At 70.9% G+C, this 11,676-nt stretch carries 11 protein-coding genes; 6 read left to right on the top strand and 5 right to left on the bottom strand.

Annotated features, from left to right (window positions below; translation table 11 throughout):
• Positions 1–99 precede the first annotated feature (99 nt).
• Positions 100–657, bottom strand: coding sequence for a GlcG/HbpS family heme-binding protein (locus tag AC5P1C_RS31470; RefSeq protein WP_493869353.1), 558 nt, complete (start codon positions 655–657; stop codon positions 100–102).
• 334 nt (positions 658–991) lie between these two features.
• Between AC5P1C_RS31470 and AC5P1C_RS31465 the strand changes: the two genes are divergently transcribed.
• Genes AC5P1C_RS31465 through AC5P1C_RS31455 form a run of 3 tightly spaced genes read left to right on the top strand, consistent with a single transcriptional unit; the run spans position 992 to position 3,463 of the window.
• Complete coding sequence (locus AC5P1C_RS31465; protein WP_493869352.1) at positions 992–2,272, top strand: sensor histidine kinase; 1,281 nt, start codon at positions 992–994, stop codon at positions 2,270–2,272.
• Entirely contained in the window at positions 2,272–2,916 is a 645-nt protein-coding gene (locus AC5P1C_RS31460; RefSeq protein WP_493869351.1) for a response regulator, read from the top strand. The genes AC5P1C_RS31465 and AC5P1C_RS31460 overlap by 1 nt, the downstream gene beginning before the upstream one ends.
• Before the next feature lie 49 nt (positions 2,917–2,965).
• Positions 2,966–3,463, top strand: coding sequence for a hypothetical protein (locus AC5P1C_RS31455; RefSeq protein WP_493869350.1), 498 nt, complete (start codon positions 2,966–2,968; stop codon positions 3,461–3,463).
• Between the two features lie 409 nt (positions 3,464–3,872).
• Here AC5P1C_RS31455 and AC5P1C_RS31450 read toward each other — a convergent pair whose 3' ends face one another.
• On the bottom strand, positions 3,873–4,565 hold the full coding sequence (locus AC5P1C_RS31450) for a pentapeptide repeat-containing protein (RefSeq protein ID WP_493869349.1): 693 nt from the start codon (positions 4,563–4,565) through the stop codon (positions 3,873–3,875).
• 126 nt (positions 4,566–4,691) lie between these two features.
• Between AC5P1C_RS31450 and AC5P1C_RS31445 the strand changes: the two genes are divergently transcribed.
• Both AC5P1C_RS31445 and AC5P1C_RS31440 read left to right on the top strand, forming a co-directional pair.
• A complete protein-coding gene (locus AC5P1C_RS31445; protein ID WP_493869348.1) occupies positions 4,692–5,927 on the top strand; it encodes an FAD-dependent oxidoreductase in 1,236 nt (411 codons plus the stop codon).
• 74 nt (positions 5,928–6,001) lie between these two features.
• On the top strand, positions 6,002–7,015 hold the full coding sequence (locus tag AC5P1C_RS31440) for a zinc-binding dehydrogenase (RefSeq protein ID WP_493869347.1): 1,014 nt from the start codon (positions 6,002–6,004) through the stop codon (positions 7,013–7,015).
• A gap of 61 nt (positions 7,016–7,076) precedes the next feature.
• Here the strand turns inward: AC5P1C_RS31440 and AC5P1C_RS31435 are convergent, their stop codons facing one another.
• From AC5P1C_RS31435 to AC5P1C_RS31425, 3 genes are all read right to left on the bottom strand, one after another.
• Positions 7,077–7,559, bottom strand: coding sequence for a GNAT family N-acetyltransferase (locus tag AC5P1C_RS31435; RefSeq protein ID WP_493869346.1), 483 nt, complete (start codon positions 7,557–7,559; stop codon positions 7,077–7,079).
• Positions 7,560–7,602: 43 nt separating this feature from the next.
• Positions 7,603–8,526, bottom strand: a complete 924-nt coding sequence (locus tag AC5P1C_RS31430; RefSeq protein ID WP_493869345.1) for an aminoglycoside phosphotransferase family protein — start codon at positions 8,524–8,526, stop codon at positions 7,603–7,605.
• 84 nt (positions 8,527–8,610) lie between these two features.
• A complete protein-coding gene (locus AC5P1C_RS31425) occupies positions 8,611–9,360 on the bottom strand; it encodes a DsbA family protein (protein ID WP_493869344.1) in 750 nt (249 codons plus the stop codon).
• 118 nt (positions 9,361–9,478) lie between these two features.
• On the opposite strand from AC5P1C_RS31425, the gene AC5P1C_RS31420 reads away from it, so the two are divergent.
• Positions 9,479–10,873: an NAD(P)/FAD-dependent oxidoreductase gene (locus tag AC5P1C_RS31420; RefSeq protein ID WP_493869343.1), complete on the top strand. Its 1,395-nt coding sequence runs from the start codon at positions 9,479–9,481 to the stop codon at positions 10,871–10,873.
• Positions 10,874–11,676: the final 803 nt, after the last annotated feature.

Raw genomic sequence — 11,676 nt, 5'->3', positions numbered from 1 at the left:
TTCTCCTCGTCGTCGTACGGACCGGGAACAGCCTCAGCATGATGAGATCCGGCGGCTTCGGCAGCTGCGTTGCTTACGCGGCTTCAGCGATTCAGCGGCTCAGCGGCCGAGCGCCGCGACGCCCGCCTTCGCGAACTTCTCGTCCAGGTCGCCGCTCGGGGCGCCCGCGACACCGACGCCCGCGATGGGCGCGTCCTTGGCGGTCACCGGCACACCGCCCGCGAGGAACAGGGTGCCGGGGATGTCCTTCAGGTTCGGGGCCTGCTCCAGGCGCTTGGTCAGCTCGGAGGTGGGCGCGTTCCAGGAGACGGCGGTGTACGCCTTCTTCTCGGCGGACTCGTACGACTGCGGGCCCGCACCGTCGCCGCGCAGGGTGACGATCGTGTCGCCGTTGCGGTCGACGACGGCGACCGTGACGCGCTGGTTCTCCTTCTCGGCGGCGTCCAGGGCGGCCTTCGCGGCCTTGGTGGCGGCGTCGATGTTGAGGTGCGTCGACTGCGTGAGGTTCTTGCTGCCCGCGTCGGCCGTCACGGCGGCCTTGGCGGCGGCGGCCGGGGCCTCGGCGCTGGCGGAGACGGCGCCGAAGGTGCCGGCGCCGAGGACGGCGGCGGTCGCGGCGACGGTCAGGACACGGGTGCGGCGCGAGATCTTCTTCATCGGGGGCTCCTCGGGGTGAAGGCGGGGATCGGGTGATCAGGTGATCGGGGGAGGTTGTTTCCTCTGCGATCAATCCTCCGGCCGCATCCGGGGCCCACCCCTCGACGTACCGGCTGGGACCGGCGCGCGACTCGGCCGACACCAGGGTCAACCGATCGGTTGACCCCGCCGTGGCCCCACCGGGTCACAATGAGGGTGTTTGCCCAGTTCAGCGACACCGGGCGGCAGCAGGGGGCGTCCGTACGAGGCGTCCATACGAGGCGTCCATACGAGGCGTTCGTACGAGGCGTTCGTACGTGACGTCCATACGAGAGGGAGAGGCCAAGTGACCCCCATGGGACAGCTGAGACTGCGACAGCGCACGCAGCCGGCCGGCCTCGACCGCCGGGGGCCGGACCCGGACGCCCGCTGGCTCGCGGCCGTCATGCACGCGGCGTTCTACCTGCTGCTCGCCACCTCGCTGGCCCGCTTCCTGCTGCGCCACCCTGACGGCGCGCGCGTCCCGTGGATCATCGCGCTCTCGGTGGTCCTGGCCGTCCTGTACGCCCTGCCGCCCCTCACCGCCGCCCTGCGGGGACAGCTCCCCGCGCCCTACACGTCCGGCCCGGTGCCCGGCGCCCGCCCGACCCCCCGACGGCTCACCTGGCTGGCCCTGGTCGTCGCGGTCTGGCTGGTCCTCGTCATCCTCGCGCCGAGCTTCGGGTGGTGCGCGGTGCCGCTCTTCTTCACCGGGCTCCGTACGCTGCCGCCGGCCGCGGCCCTGGCCCTGGTGGCCGTCCTGACCACCTGCGTCATCGCGTCGCAGCTGCGGCTCGCGGGCCGCTACGACCCCGACCTGATCCTCGGGCCGCCCGCCGTGTCGGCGATCGCGACGGCCGTCTTCGCCTACATGCAGCGTCAGGCGGCCCGCCAGCGCGAGCTCATCGACGACCTCATCCGCACCCGCCGCGAACTGGCCGCCACCGGGCGACGCGAAGGCACCCTCGCCGAGCGCCAGCGCATCGCGATGGAGATCCACGACACCCTGGCCCAGGGCCTGTCCAGCCAGCAGATGCTGCTCCAGGCAGCCGACCGCGTCTGGGACACGGACCCGGCCAAGGCCCGCACCCATGTCCGTACGGCCGAGTCGATCACCGAACGCGGCCTCACCGAGGCCCGCCGCTTCGTGCACGACCTGGCGCCCGCCGACCTGGCCGACGGCGGAGGCCTGGACGCGGCGCTTCGGACGCTGGCCGAGCGGACCGCTCGGGACGCGGGCCTGACGGTCCGCTTCCACTCCGAAGGCACGCCGACCCCGCTCCCCGACCAGACGCAGTCCGCGCTCCTGCGCATCGCGCAGGGCGCCCTGGCCAACGTGACGGAGCACGCCGACGCCACGACGGCGGCGCTGACGCTCACACACCTGGACGACCAGGTCGTACTCGACGTCGCGGACGACGGCCGCGGCTTCACACCCACCGAACAGCCGCCCGCCTCCGACCGTCGCGGCCACGGACTGCCCGCGATCCGCGCCCGCGCACGGCAACTGGGCGGCACACTGACGATCGAGTCGTCACCGGGCGAAGGCACGGTGCTCTCGGTCTCGATCCCCCTCTCCCCCCAAAGGACCACCTGATGTCAGAGCCCTCGGTCCCGGTCCGCCTGCTGGTCTGCGACGACCACATCGTCGTACGCGCCGGACTGCTCGCCCTGCTGGGCAGCGCGCCGGACATCGAGGTGGTCGGCGAGGCGGGCACCGGCGAGGAAGCGATCGCGCTCGCCGCGAAGCTGGCCCCGGACGTGGTCCTGATGGACCTGCAGCTGGGCGAGGGAATGGACGGCGTAGAGGCAACACGCCACATCACGTCACCACCACCCACCCCCACACCCCACGTCCTGGTCCTGACGACATACGACACGGACGCCGACATCACCCGCGCCATCGAGGCGGGCGCGACGGGCTACCTCCTGAAGGCCGAACGCCCCGAGGAGCTTTTCGCCGCGATCCACGCCGCCGCACAGGGCCGCACCGCGCTCTCACCGCCGGTCGCGTCCCGCGTGATGGCCCGCATGCGCAAGCCGCAGCCGACGCTGACCGAGCGCGAGCTCGACATCCTCGCGCAGCTCTCCCACGGTCTTGGCAACCGTGAGATCGCCCGCGCGCTGTTCATCAGCGAGGCCACGGTGAAGACGCACCTGGGCCGTATCTACGACAAGCTCGGGGTGGACACGAGGGCGGGAGCGGTGGCGGTGGCGAAGGAACAGCGCCTGCTCCCCTGAACGGGTCCGACCACGCCCAGGCCCCGGGGGCCATGGGACCATCACCTACGTGCTCGACATCGGCTACGCCCTCTCCCACCGCTTTCCCGACCCCCCGCAGTACGACTACCGCCGCGCGGACGTCCACGCGCTGCGGCACGACCTGTTCTGCGGGGACGTGTATCTCGCGGACACGAAGGCGGACCGGGAGCTTTCCACGGCCTGGGGATGGGTTCCCGTCCTCGACTTCGCGTGGGCGCTGTGCGACATCGTCGAGCTCGTGGACCAGGATCCGCGGGGGAGCAGGGCATCCCGCCCTCAGTACGCGGAGCTCGACTTCACGGAGTCGACGGACCGCATGCTGTTCACGCGGCGCTTCGGATGGGTGGACATCGAGGCGGACTGGATGCGGGACGAGGACCCCCCACTGACGTTCTCCCACTCCGAACTGCGCCGCGAGGCAAGGGATTTCCTCCAGGACCTCCTGGCGGACCTCATCGACCTCCACGAGCCCCTGGCGGACAACCCAGCGATCTGGACCCTCCAGTCCCGCTTTCCCCGGGCGTAGAGGCCTCCGCCTCCGTCCGACCGGGCCTCGCCCACCCACCCGCCCGTCACCCCTCATGCATCCACCCCCTGCACGAACAAGCCTTCCCGCCGACCCGCCCGATTGCCCCGCGGCGCCAAGGGATGGGTGGGGCGTTTGCGTGCAACAGCGGGGGTGGGTGGGGTGTGCGTGCAGCCGGATGGGTCAGCAGGCGTCGGCAGGGTGCGACGTAGCCCGTGAGAGATCAGCCCCCACGCGTCCGCAGCCGGCAGCGCACCCGAGGGGACGTGCTGGTATGTCCGCCCGGAGCACCGCTCGCGGGACCCGCCCGCCGAAGCAGCAACACGGCCACCGGACGACAGCGAGGACGGACATACCGGCACGGCCCCGCCCCCACAGCCGAACCAGCCCCGCACCGCCCAGCCGGACGCTAGGCCACCCGCACCCCCACCTCCGCAGCAAACGCCGGTGCCAGATCCATCAGCTGTGACGCGCTGATCACCGCCCCAGCCAAGCTGTCGATCCCCCGCAGAATGTCCACCTCCGCCGCACCCCGCAGGTCGACGTCCTTCAACCGGACCCCGCTGAAATCCGCCCCCTTCAGCACGCAGCCCACGAACTCCACCCGCTCAAGCACCGCCTGCCCGAAGTCCGGCTCCACCAGCACGCACCCCTCGAAGACGACGTCCTTCAACCGCGCCTTCCGCAGGTTCAGATAGTCGATCTTGCCGCCCCGCACGACGACCCGCTCCAGCACACTCCCGTGCAGCTGAACGCCCCCCAGCCGCGCGTCCACCACCTCCACGTCCCGCAGCGAAGCCTCCGCCAGCTCCGTGCCGACCCCCCGCAGCTCCGTCAGCACGGAGTCCACGAACCGTGCCCTGCTGAGCCGTGTCTCCGTCACCCCGCAGCCCGTCACCGCGCAGTCCAGGAACAGCGCTCCCCCACCGTCCTGCCCCGCCAGGTCAAGGTCACGGAACTCGACCCCGTCATAGTCCCCGTCGGGCTCCAACTCCCCCTTCCCGAACGCCCGCAGCGCGGGCAACCGCACCTCCGGCCGCCGAGCCTTCTTCACCACTGCCGCGCCACTCTGCCGATCCCGATCCCGATCCCTCTGTCCCATACGCCCATCGTGCACCCACCCACTGACAACGCCGCCGCACCCCGATGTCACATCCAGGGCACCCCCACCCGTCGTACCGAGTGAGCACAACCGCAAAGCACCCGGCCACGACAGGAGCCCACCCCCATGCCGCACAACCGCAACAACAACGCCACCCCCACCCCCCTCACCATCATCGGCGGCGGCTTCGCCGGCCTCACCGCCGCCATCACCGCCGCGGAAGCCGGCGCCCGGGTGACCCTCCACGAGTCCCACCACACCATCGGCGGCCGAGCCCGCACCGCCGAAGGCGCGTACCGCACGAACGAAGGCCCCCACGCCCTCTACAACGGCGGCCCCCACTGGGCCTGGCTCAAGCAGCGCGACCTCATCGGCCCCCTCGCCCCCCTCCCGCCCATCGAAGGCACCCGTCTCCGCCTCCACCACCAGGGCAGGCTCCGCCGTACCCCACCCCTCGCGATGCTGAAGCTCCTGCGCCGCAAGCCCGAACAGGCACCGGTGGACAAGGACTTCATGTCCTGGGCCAGCGGCGAGGTCGGCGAGGAAGGCGCACGCGCCGCCGCGCACTACGTCGCCGTGGCGACGTTCCACCACGACCCCGGCTCCCTCTCCGCCAGGTTCGTGCAGGAGCGCCTGCGCCGCGCCACGAAGCTGCCCCCGGAAGCGCACTACCCGCGCGGCGGCTGGGGCTCCGTCATCGACCGCATGGCGACACTCGCCTGGAACCTCGGCGTACGCGTGGAGACGCTGTCCCGCGTCGACAGCATCGCCTCGCTCCCCGCCACCGCCGCAGGCCCCGTCACCGCGGGCCCCCTCGCCGCAGGCCCCGTCATCGTCGCCACATCCCTCCCCGCGGCCCGCCACCTCCTCCAGGACGACTCCCTCCAGTGGGACAGCGCCCGCACCACCCTCGTCGACCTGGCCCTCAGGTCCCGCAAGGGCGACCCCTTCGCGATCTCCGACCTGGACGGGACCGGCTGGATCGAGCGGTTCACCACCCAGGACCGCACCCTCGCCCCCGCCGGACAGGAACTCGTCCAGGGCCAGATCCCGCTCTCCCCCGAGGAGTCCAAGGCGGACGGCGTGGCCCGCGCCGACCACCTGCTCGACCTCGGCTTCCCCGGCTGGCGCGACCGCCTGGTCTGGCGCCGCGACTCCGTGTCCAACGGCCGCACCGGCGCCGTGGACCTGCCCGGCACCACCTGGCGCGACCGCCCCGCGATCGACCGCGGCAACGGCGTCTACCTGGCCGGCGACCAGGTCGCGGCGCCCGGCCTGCTCTCCGAGGTCTCCTTCAACAGCGCGCTGGAGGCGGTGACGCTCGCACTGACCTCCACGAGGCTTGACCTCAAGTCCGCTTGAGGCAACAGGGTCGACAGCACCAACACCGCGACAGAAGACCAAGACCAAGACCACAGCCCAAGGAGCGAGCCCCCATGCACGCCATCCGCCTGCACACCTTCGGCCCCGCCGAACACCTCACGTACGAGGCAACCCCGGACCCCGCCCCGGCCTCCGGCCAGGTCCGCATCGCGGTGACCGCGGCCGGCGTGCACCTCCTGGACACCGCGATCCGCGCCGGCATCAAGGGCCCGCTCCCCGAACTCCCCGAGCTGCCCACGATCCCGGGCCGCGAAGTGGCCGGCACCGTCGACTCCCTCGGCGACGGAGTCGACGGCGGCTGGCTCGGCAAGCGCGTGGTCGCCCACATCGGCTTCGCCCCCGGGGGCTACGCCGAGCTCGCCGTCACGGAAGCCTCCCGCCTGCACGAGATCCCCGAAGGCCTGGACGACGCGCAGGCCGTGGCCCTGATCGGCACGGGCCGTACGACGATGGGAATCCTGCAGTTCGCCGAGCTGACCCCCGACTCCGTGGCCGTCGTCCCGGCGGCCGCGGGCGGCATCGGCACGCTCCTGGTCCAGTACGCCAAGCACGCGGGCGCCACGGTGATCGGCCTGGCGGGCGGCCCGGAGAAGACGGCCCGGGTCAGCGCGAACGGCGCGGACCTCGCCGTCGACTACACGAACCCGGACTGGCCGGACGAGGCGCACGCGTACCTGACGAAGATCGGCGTCCCCGGCGCCACCGTCGTCTTCGACGGCGTGGGCGGCGAACCGGGCCTGGCCGCCGTGGACCTCCTCGCCTCCGGTGGCCGGCACCTCGTCTTCGGCTGGTCGGGCAAGGGCCCCCACGACGGCGCACCCCTCACCTTCACCGACGAGCAGCTGGCGACCCGCGGCATCACCCAGACCGGCGTACTGGGCCCGGCGATGATGCAGAAGGCGGGCGGCGAGAACCCGATCCGCACCCTGGAGCTCGCGGCACTGGCCGAGGCGTCGAAGGGCCACTTCACCCCGGCGATCCAGCGCTACCCCCTGTCGGAGGCGGCAAGGGCCCACGCCGACCTGGAGAACCGCCGCACGACGGGCAAGGTGGTACTCGTCCCCTGACCCTCATCCCCTGACCCTCAGCCCCTGACGCCCAACCCACGGCCTCCCCACGGCCTCCCCACTAACTGGCAGCAGACCCCAACCCGGCCAACGCCCCATCGGTCAACCGATAGACGGTCCATTCGTCCTGCGGCAACGCACCGAGCGACTTGTAGAAGTTGATCGACGGCTCGTTCCAGTCGAGCACGGACCACTCGAGCCGCTCATAACCCCGCTCCACACAGATCCGCGCGAGCTCGGCGAGCAGAGCCTTGCCGTGACCGCCACCGCGCGCCTCGGGCCGTACGTACAGGTCCTCCAGGTAGATCCCGTGCACTCCGCGCCACGTGGAGAAGTTCAGGAACCACAGCGAGAACCCGACGACCTCCCGCGTCGCGTCGTCCTCCGCGATGTGCGCGAACGCGGCGGGCCGCTCCCCGAAGAGCGCTTCACGCAGCTGCTCCTCGGTGGCCCTGGCCTCGTCGAGAGCCTTCTCGTAATCGGCGAGTTCACGGACCATGGCATGGATGACGGGAACGTCGGCGGACGTGGCGTTACGAATCATGGCCGCAGGCTAACCAGAGCGCCCACCGGCACCAACCTGCGTCTCACGACCCGAGCAGCCGCCGCGCGACCTCCAGGTCGTCCTCGTCGGGCTCCCGCTCGTCCTCGATGTCCCACAGCGCGTTCTGCAGCACCCGGGCCAGGGTCCAGGCGCGCGCCCGCTCCCTGTCGAGGCCCAGCACCTCGCTCATCGCGTCGAAGCGCCACAGCACGTCGTCCACGTCGAAACGGTTGTTGAGCGCGGGCCAGAGGTCGAACCCGGGATCCCCGGCCAGCGGCTTCGGGTCGATGGCGAGCCACGGCTCGCGCTCGGCGGCCAGTACGTTCTCGAAGTGCAGGTCCCAGTGCAGCAGCCGGTCACCGGGCTCCCCCATGACCTCGCGCATCGCGCCCCCGCACCGCTCCACGATCGAGCGCTGGACGGGATCGGGGATCGCCTTCAGGGCGTCGGGCAGGTCGTCGAGCATCTCCCCCGCGATGTCCCCGAGCCGCCGCATCCCCTGGGGCGCGGGCACCGAGGTGAGCCGGGCGAGCAGTTCGGCGATGACGAGCACCGCCTTGTGCGTGTCCTCCGTCGTCGACAACATCCGCCCGGAGTCGAGGCGTTCGAGCAGCATCGTGCCCGTGCGGTCGTCGTGGTCGAGCAGCCGCACCGCCCCGTCGCCGTCCCACACCCGGAGCCCGACCGGCTCCCCCTCGGTCTCCTCGTCGAGCAGCTGGAACTTGACCGCGGCGGGGGTGCCGTCCCGCCGCACCACGGGCAGTACGAGCGCGGCCATGCCGTGCATCGATGGCCCGTCGACCCTCAGGTCCCACCGCTCGACGAACTCCGCCACGCGCGCGGGCAGCGCCGCGATGAAGGCACGGCCCGGCTCCCCCGCGTACTCGTACTGCGACTCGATCAGCTCGTCCGGAATACGAATGTCGATCACGGCCGCGACGCTACCGGCGCGGGTGAATCGCCGCATGGGGATTTTTCGGGCCACCGCCGTGTACGTCGCTGCGACCCGCTGCCCCAAAGTGCCGTACGTCCACGGCCCTGAATACCGGCCTCAAATCCCGGACGCCTTGAGCTCCTCGGCGAACGCGTCCTGGTCGAACAGCGAGTTGCTCTCCGCCTTCTTGCCGTCGATCACGACGGTCGGGGTGCCCTGCATGCCGTCGTCGGTGAAGGCCTGCATGGCCTCACCGACCCACTTCTTGTACGTCCCCTTCTGCACCGCCTTGTCGAACTCGGCACCCCGAAGACCGTCCACCTTGTCCGCGATCTTCAACAGGAAGGCGGGCGTGTAGGCGTCCTCGGTCTCGCTCTCCGGCTGGTTGGCGAAGACCGCCGCGTGGAACTGCGGGAACTTGCCCGCCTCGACCGAGGCACGCATCGCGTTCGCCGCGTTGACCGAGCCGCTGCCGCCGAGGTTCTTGTCGAGGAACGAGGCGAGCGTGTACTCGACCTTCACCTTGCCCTCGGCCACCGGCTTCACCAGGGCCTGCGCGCCGCTCTCCTCGAACTTCTTGCAGATCGGGCAGCGCGCGTCCTCGTACAGCCGCACGGTGTGCGCCGCCTTCGGGTCGCCGACCGTGATCACGCCGCCCTGCACCGTGGCGGGCGCCTTAGCGAGCGCGTCGGTGCCGGCCGGCGGCTCCTTCGCCTCGGGACCACCGGCGGGCTCCGAGGCCGACGCCGACCCCTTGTCGCTGCCCCCGCCCGTGATGTCCTCGGGCCCGCAGGCGGCTGCGCCCCCGGCGACGAGTGCGGTGGCGGCCACCGCGGCGACGATGCGCCCGGCCTTGCGTACGGCCATCTGAACAGTCCTCCAGGATCTCGGCACATGACGCTCCGCCACGTGCCGGATCAAGGTATCGGAACGCTCTCCCCTGCCCCCTCCCCAAAGCCCTCAACAGCGCAGTAACGTCCCGCGCATGAGCAGCACGATCAACGGCGGCATCTCCTTCTGGTACGCGGACCACGGCACCCCGGCCCCCCGTGAACCCCTCCCGGGCGACGAGAGTGCCGATGTCTGCATCGTCGGCGGCGGCTACACGGGCCTGTGGACCGCGTACTACCTGAAGAAGGCCGCCCCCTTCCTCCGCATCACCGTCCTGGAACAGAAGTTCTGCGGCTACGGAGCCTCCGGCCGCAACGGCGGCTGGCTCTACAACGGCATCGCGGGCCGCGACCGCTACGCCCGCCTGCACGGCAGGGAGGCGGCGGTCCGCCTCCAGGAGGCGATGAACGAGACGGTCGACGAGGTGATCCGCGCCGCGGCCGAAGAGCAGATCGACGCGGACATCCACCACGGCGGCGTACTCGAAGTGGCGTACACCCCGGCCCAGTTGGCGCGCCTGAAGGAGTTCCACGCCACCGAACTCGCGTACGGCGAAAAGGACCGCACGCTGCACGGCGCCCGCGAGACGGCCGACCGGATCCGCGTCGCGGGCGCAGTCGGCTCCACCTGGACCCCGCACGGCGCGCGCCTGCACCCGGTGAAGCTGGTGAAAGGCCTGGCGAGGGCGGTGGAGGCACTGGGAGTGACGATCCACGAATCAACCCCGGTGACGGAGATCAAGCCCAAGCACGCCAGCACTCCATACGGCACGGTCCGCGCCCCGTACATCCTGCGCTGCACGGAGGGCTTCACGGCGTCCCTCAAGGGCCAACGCCGCACCTGGCTCCCCATGAACTCCTCGATGATCGCGACGGAACCCCTCACGCCCGCCCAATGGGAGTCGATCGGCTGGGAGGGCCGCGAGACGCTCGGCGACATGGCGCACGCGTACATGTACGCCCAGCGCACCGCCGACGGCCGCATCGCACTGGGCGGCAGAGGAGTCCCGTACCGCTACGGCTCGCGCACGGACAACGACGGCCGCACCCAACCGGCCACGATCGAGGCCCTGCACGAGATCCTCACCCGCTTCTTCCCGCAGTTGTCCGGAGTGCGGGTGGCCCACGCCTGGTCCGGCGTGCTCGGCGTCCCCCGCGACTGGTGCGCCACGGTCACCCTGGACCGCGCGACGGGCCTGGGCTGGGCGGGCGGCTACGTCGGCTCGGGCGTGGCCACGGCCAACCTCGCGGCCCGCACCCTGCGCGACCTGGTCCAACAGGACTCGGGCCAGGCAGGCAACACGGACCTCACGACCCTCCCCTGGGTCAACCACAAGGTCCGCAAGTGGGAGCCGGAGCCACTGCGCTGGATCGCCGTCCAGGGCATGTACGCGACGTACCGCAACGCGGACCGCCGAGAACTGACGACCCCGACGACCGGGTCCCCCCGCCTGGCCCGCATCGCGGACCGCCTGTCGGGACGGCACTAGGAAAGAACGGGACCCCCCCCCCGTCGGATTCGAACCGACGACCTACGCATCACAAGTTGTCCGATCTTGTTCCGGAGCCGTCCGCCGAACCCCCGAAAGTCGAGGTCAACCGGCTTGCTGGATGCCCCCGGACGGCCCTGAATCGCTGCGGATGCCGAGCCAGCCGAGATCGCAACTGAGCCCACGTGGTTGCGGATCAGAGTTGATCCGCAGACGAGCCGGTACACCCGGGCATCGCCGCCAATGCGAGCGATGGCCCCCAAGGGCTTCGAGGCGCTTCAGTGCCTGTGCGAGAACCCGATTCAAACTCGCCAGAGCGACATGAACGGCCCGAATCACGCAGGAAATCGAAAGAGGAGAATTCGTCCCTCAAGGTCACCGTTGAATGCAGTGACGCTGCCCACAGTGGCCGAATTTGAGCAAGGTCAATAAGTCGGGATATGTTCGTGATCACTCGCCGGAACGGTCCAGACCAGACCCAACTGGCGGGTGAATGCAATCAGTTCGCACGGGGGGATGGAGCCGGGTAGCGGCGCGGGGCCTAAAGTGTCCAAGCCGTCGGCTCCGCGAACGCATGCCCTAATGCTCCATACCCCCCCTTGTGCATGTACACAAGGGAGGAATACGTGAACCGCAAGACGATACGCATCGCGGGCGCTACCGCGATTGCCGCTCTCGCCATCGGCGTCGGTGGTGGTGTGGCCCAGGCCCACACCGAGGCCCCCGCCCCCCCCATTACCGTTTTCGTAGCCCCGCAACGGGGCTTCCGGCCTTCGGAGTTGGCATGACTACCTCCCCTTGTC

This window comes from Streptomyces sp. A18, from assembly GCF_059026065.1.
Note: the sequence above shows the minus strand (reverse complement) of the source record. Positions and strands in the feature narration are given on the sequence as shown.

What these genes read in the sequence shown, in the direction of transcription:
- AC5P1C_RS31470 (WP_493869353.1), bottom strand. Translation starts at nt 657, where the DNA reads ATGAAGAAGATCTCGCGCCGCACCCGTGTCCTGACCGTCGCCGCGACC.
- AC5P1C_RS31465 (WP_493869352.1), top strand. Translation starts at nt 992, where the DNA reads ATGGGACAGCTGAGACTGCGACAGCGCACGCAGCCGGCCGGCCTCGAC.
- AC5P1C_RS31460 (WP_493869351.1), top strand. Translation starts at nt 2,272, where the DNA reads ATGTCAGAGCCCTCGGTCCCGGTCCGCCTGCTGGTCTGCGACGACCAC.
- AC5P1C_RS31450 (WP_493869349.1), bottom strand. Translation starts at nt 4,565, where the DNA reads ATGGGACAGAGGGATCGGGATCGGGATCGGCAGAGTGGCGCGGCAGTG.
- AC5P1C_RS31445 (WP_493869348.1), top strand. Translation starts at nt 4,692, where the DNA reads ATGCCGCACAACCGCAACAACAACGCCACCCCCACCCCCCTCACCATC.
- AC5P1C_RS31440 (WP_493869347.1), top strand. Translation starts at nt 6,002, where the DNA reads ATGCACGCCATCCGCCTGCACACCTTCGGCCCCGCCGAACACCTCACG.
- AC5P1C_RS31435 (WP_493869346.1), bottom strand. Translation starts at nt 7,559, where the DNA reads ATGATTCGTAACGCCACGTCCGCCGACGTTCCCGTCATCCATGCCATG.
- AC5P1C_RS31430 (WP_493869345.1), bottom strand. Translation starts at nt 8,526, where the DNA reads ATGCGGCGATTCACCCGCGCCGGTAGCGTCGCGGCCGTGATCGACATT.
- AC5P1C_RS31425 (WP_493869344.1), bottom strand. Translation starts at nt 9,360, where the DNA reads ATGGCCGTACGCAAGGCCGGGCGCATCGTCGCCGCGGTGGCCGCCACC.
- AC5P1C_RS31420 (WP_493869343.1), top strand. Translation starts at nt 9,479, where the DNA reads ATGAGCAGCACGATCAACGGCGGCATCTCCTTCTGGTACGCGGACCAC.